A 4,497-nucleotide genomic window follows, 5' to 3' on the forward strand; every position below is an offset into this window, starting at 1 on the left:
GCCGACGCCACCCGCCGCGCGAACAGCTCCGGCACCGACGGCCCCGCCACCTCCCCGGCCGTCGCATTCCACTCCTCCACGACCAGCCGCCGTTCCTCCGCGCCCAGCACGCCGATCCGGCCCACCGGCACCGACGGATCGGCCACCACCTGCTCCAGCACCCGTACCAGCTGCCCGAAGACGGCCTCGGCGGTGGGGCGGTCGAAGAGGTCGGGGCGGTAGTCGAGCTTGCACAGCATCCGTTCGCCCGGCACGACGACCAGGGTGAAGGGGTAGTGGGAGGTCTCGCGGCCTTCGAGGAAGCTCAGGGTGAAGGCGTCGGGGCCGGTCGTCCCGGCGGGCGCCGCCGGGTAGTTCTCGAACACCACGAGCGTGTCGAAGACCGCGCCGGGCCCGGCCAGCTTCTGGATCTCGCCCAGCCCCAGGTGCTGGTGGGACATGAGCGCGGTCTGCCGCTCCTGGATGCCGGCGAGGAGGCGGTGCACCGGCTGCGCGCCGTCGAGCGGTACGCGGACCGGCAGCGTGTTGATGAACAGGCCCACCATCGACTCGACGCCGGGCAGCGCGTCGGGGCGCCCGGCCACGGTGGCGCCGAACACCACGTCGTCACGCCCGGCCAGCCGCGCCAGGACCAGCGCCCAGGCGCCCTGCACGACGGTGTTCACCGTCAGCCCGCGGGCCCGGGCCAGCCCGACCAGGCCGCGCGTCAGATCCTCGGGGATCTCGCTGATCAGGCTCTCGGGGACGACGGGCAGCCGGGCCGGGTCGGCCGGTGCGACGAGCGTCGGCTCGTCGTTGCCGGCCAGCTCCGCCCGCCACGCCTGCCGGGCGGCGTCCTTGTCCTGCCGGTTCAGCCAGGCCAGGTAGTCGCGGTAGCGGGCGGCCCTGGGCAGTCCGCCGGTGTCGCCGTCCGCCGCGTACACCGTGGTCAGCTCGTTGAGGAGCACCGGCATGGACCAGCCGTCCATCAGGACGTGGTGGGAGGTGATGACCAGCCGGTGCCGCTCGCCGCCCAGGCGGATCAGCAGCAGGCGCAGCAGCGGCGGCGCCGCCGGGTCGAACCGCTCGGCCCGCTCCTCCGCGGCCAGCCGCTCGGCCTCGGCGAGCGCTTCGGCCCCGCCGAGGCCGGACACGTCGGCCTCCCGCCACGGCAGGCGCACCTCGCGCGCGACGACCTGTACCGCGTCGCCCGACCTGCGGCGCCGGAAGCCCGCCCGCAGCACCGGGTGCCGGGCCACCAGCGCCTCCCAGGAGGCGCGCAGCCGGTCGGCGTCCAGCGGTCCGTCCAGCGCCAGCGTCCGCTGCCCCTGGTAGACGTCCGGGCCCTCCTCGTCGAAGGCGGCGTGGAACAGCAGCCCTTCCTGAAGCGGCGAGAGCGGCCACACGTCCTCGACAAGAGATCGGGTCATCGCTTACTCCTCAAAACGACGTGCGTTCAGCGGACTACGAGGTGCGGTTCACGGCTCGCGGGCCACGGCCCGCGGTCGGCGGGCCGTGGGCTCGCGGCCCACCGGCTACCGGTTGTCGTCGGTGAAGCCGGCTTCGAACTCCTCGACCTCGTCCTGGCCGAGGTCCAGCAGGGGGAAGTCGGAGGCGGTGTGCCCGCCGGCGGCGGGGTCGGCGGTGTGGGCGGCCAGGCCGTCCAGCAGGTCCAGCCAGCGCCGGCCCAGCCGTTCGACGGCGGTGTCCGCCCACAGGCCGGCGGGTCCGGCGAGGGTGAGGGCCAGTTCCGGGCCGTCCGGGGTGTCCCGGACGTAGGCCCCCGCCTCCAGGGCGTGCGGGGCGGGTGTGCGCGGGTCGGCGGAGCTGCCGACGACCGAGGTGCCGGCCGGCTGCCAGGCGTCCCCCGTCGCCCCGGCGCGGCCGGCCCCGGCGAACCTGCCCAGGTAATTGAACCCGATGTGGGCGTCCGGGAGGGTGTCCAACTCCGGGCCGGTCGCCGGGTTCAGATGGCGCAGCAGGGCGTGGCCGAGGCCGTCGCCGGGTATCGCGCGCGCCTGCTCCTTGACCCGTTTGAGCAGCTCGCCGGCTGCCGGGCCGCCTTCCGCCGCCTCGTCCAGGTCCACGCCGGAGACGTCCAGGCGGACCGGGTGGACGCCGGTGAACCAGCCCACCGTGCGGGACAGGTCGGCCCCGTCGACCGGTTCACGGCCGTGCCCCTCGATGTCCACGACGAGCGCGGCCCCGGACTGCCCGGACGCCACCGCGCCCGCCAGCGTCGCCAGCAGCACTTCGTGGACGCCGCAGTGGAACATCGCGGGGGCGTCCCCGGTCAGCGTGGCCGCCGTCGCGCCGGACAGCGCCCAGGTGCGCCGTTCCATGCCGAGCAAGGTGTCCCGGTCCGGGTCCAGGGCCCGCCCGCCCAGCGGCGGGGCGACGGACTCGAACAGGGCTTTCCACTGCGGAAGTTCGGCGACGCGGCGCTCCTCGGTGGCCTGTGCCGCGAGAGCCCCCGCCCACTGCCGGAAGGAGACACCGACGGGGGCCGGCTCCGGTACGCGCCCGGCCGCCGCCGTTTCGCAGGCGGCCCGCAGGTCCGGGAGCAGGATGCGCCAGGACACGCCGTCCACGACGAGGTGGTGGATCACCAGGGCGAGCCGTCCGGCCCGTCCCGGCCCGGCGTCCAGCCATACGGCCTGCACCAGTACGCCCGCCCCGATGTCCAGCCGCCCCGTCGCCTCCTGGGCGGCGCGCTCGGCGAAATCGTCCAGGCCGTCTGCCGGTGTGTCCGCGGCGTCGATACGGGTGACCAGCCCGGTCGCGTCCACCGCGCCGCGCGCGGGCACGACGAGGCGCGGGCCGCCCTCGGCACGCTCCACCCGGGCCCGCAGCATGTCGTGGGTGTCCAGGACGGCGGCCAGCCCGGCGGTGAGCACGTCCGGCCGCAGGTCCGCGGGCGTGGTGACGATCATCCACTGCGCGAACGCAGCGCTCAGCGCGTACTCCCCGAGTGCCAGCATGCCCGGCGTCCAGGCCACCTCCCCCACGCCCGCGTCCGGGGCCGCGCGCACCTCGTCGGCGAGCCGCGCCACGGCGGCCAGCGCGCCCGGCGTCTCCTGCTCGAACACGTCCTGGGCGCTGAACAGCACCCCCTCGCGGCGGGCGCGGGCCGCGAGCTGCATCGACATGATCGAGTCGCCGCCGCGCGTGAAGAAGCTGTCCTCCGCGCCCACGTCGTCCAGGCCCAGCAGCTCGGCGAAGAGCGCGCACAGGATGTCCTCCGCCACCGTGCGCGGCGCGCGGCCCGCCGTCTTCCCGGCGAAGCCGGGCGCGGGCAGGGCCTTGCGGTCCACCTTGCCGTTGGCCGTCACCGGCAGTTCCGGCAGGACCAGCACGGCCGCGGGCACCATGTAGTCCGGCAGCACCTTGGCGACGTGCTCACGGATCCGGTCCGCGTCCGCGTCCGCTTCCTGCCCGTCCGGTACGCCCCCGTCCGGTACGACATAGCCGACCAGCCGCCGCTCCCCGGGCCGGTCCTCGCGGGCGACGACGGCGGCCTGGGCCACCCCCGGCGCGGCGGCGAGCACGGTCTCGATCTCGCCCGGCTCGATCCGGTAGCCACGGATCTTGACCTGCGCGTCGGCCCGCCCGGCGAAGACCAGCTCACCGCCGCCGGTCCAGCGCGCCAGGTCGCCGGTCCGGTACATCCTCCCCCAGCCTTCGGCCGGGGGGACCCCCATGCCGGGCGCGAAGGGATCGGCCGTGAAGCGCTCGGCCGTCGGGCCGGGACGGTCGAGATAGCCACGCGCCAGGCCCGTCCCCGCGAGGTACAGCTCCCCGGTCACGCCCGGCGGTACGGGCTGGAGGAACGCGTCCAGCACGTACGCCCGGCGGTTGGGCAGCGGACGTCCGATGGGCAGCACGTCCCCCACGGCCTCGTCCGCCCGTAGCCGGTGCCACGTGGCGCTCAGCGTCGTCTCGGTGGGCCCGTACAGATGCCGTACGGCGAGGTCGGGGCACGCCTCCCGGACGCGCGTGACGGACGCCGCCGGAACCACGTCGCCGCCGGTCAGCACCTCCCGCAGCCCCTTGAAGGACTCCGGCGCCTCCTCCGCGACCACCCGGAACGAACCGGCGGTCAGGTGCACCGCCGTGACGCCCGCCGCCACCGCCTCCCGCACCCGCTGCGCGTCCACCACACCGCTCCCGGCGACGACCACCCGGGCGCCGGAGACCAGCGGCACCCAGATCTCGAACAGGGAGGCGTCGAAGGCGTGCGGCGCGTGCATCAGCACCACGTCGTCCGGGCCGAGGGACCAGCCCCGCTCCCCGGCCAGCGCGGCCACACTGCCGTGCGGCACGGCGACACCCTTCGGGGTGCCCGTCGAGCCGGAGGTGTACATCACATACGCCAAGTCGCCGCCGGATATCGGCACTTGAGACGCCGCATCAACGGCATCCACCTTCTCCAGCACCACCAGCGGCCCCGCCGTATCCACCGGAACCGCCGCTCGCGTCCCCTCCCCGCACACCACGGCGGACGGCCGCGAGTCGGCC

The 4,497-nt window shown here is 75.5% G+C and carries 2 protein-coding genes; both read right to left on the reverse strand.

Annotated features, from left to right (window positions below):
* Positions 1–1,409 (reverse strand): condensation domain-containing protein (locus IH45_RS0142200; RefSeq protein WP_032919524.1); only part of this gene is annotated, 1,409 nt, incomplete at its 3' end.
* Between the two features lie 105 nt (positions 1,410–1,514).
* On the reverse strand, positions 1,515–4,497 hold a 2,983-nt coding region (locus IH45_RS0142205), incomplete at its 5' end, for a non-ribosomal peptide synthetase (RefSeq protein ID WP_158813478.1).

The organism is Streptomyces rimosus subsp. rimosus (assembly GCF_000720725.1).
GTDB classification, from domain to species: domain Bacteria; phylum Actinomycetota; class Actinomycetes; order Streptomycetales; family Streptomycetaceae; genus Streptomyces; species Streptomyces rimosus_A.